This window comes from Algibacter sp. TI.3.09 (assembly GCF_038154905.1).
In the GTDB taxonomy this organism is placed as follows: domain Bacteria; phylum Bacteroidota; class Bacteroidia; order Flavobacteriales; family Flavobacteriaceae; genus Algibacter.
In genome coordinates this window covers 1-294 of record NZ_JBAKAN010000052.1, presented here as the reverse complement: position 1 = coordinate 294, position 294 = coordinate 1, and the positions used below count along the sequence as shown (strand labels likewise).

Here is a 294-nt window from a genome sequence, read left to right as displayed (position 1 = left end):
CCGTGCCAGCAGCCGCGGTAATACGGAGCATCCAAGCGTTATCCGGAATCATTGGGTTTAAAGGGTCCGTAGGTGGATAATTAAGTCAGAGGTGAAAGATTGCAGCTCAACTGTAAAATTGCCTTTGATACTGGTTATCTTGAATCATTATGAAGTGGTTAGAATATGTAGTGTAGCGGTGAAATGCATAGATATTACATAGAATACCTATTGCGAAGGCAGATCACTAATAATGTATTGACACTGATGGACGAAAGCGTGGGGAGCGAACAGGATTAGATACCCTGGTAGTCC

At 43.2% G+C, this 294-nt stretch carries 1 rRNA gene; it reads left to right on the top strand.

The features are described from left to right. A 16S ribosomal RNA gene (locus V6246_RS18290) occupies positions 1-294 on the top strand; the annotation flags it as partial.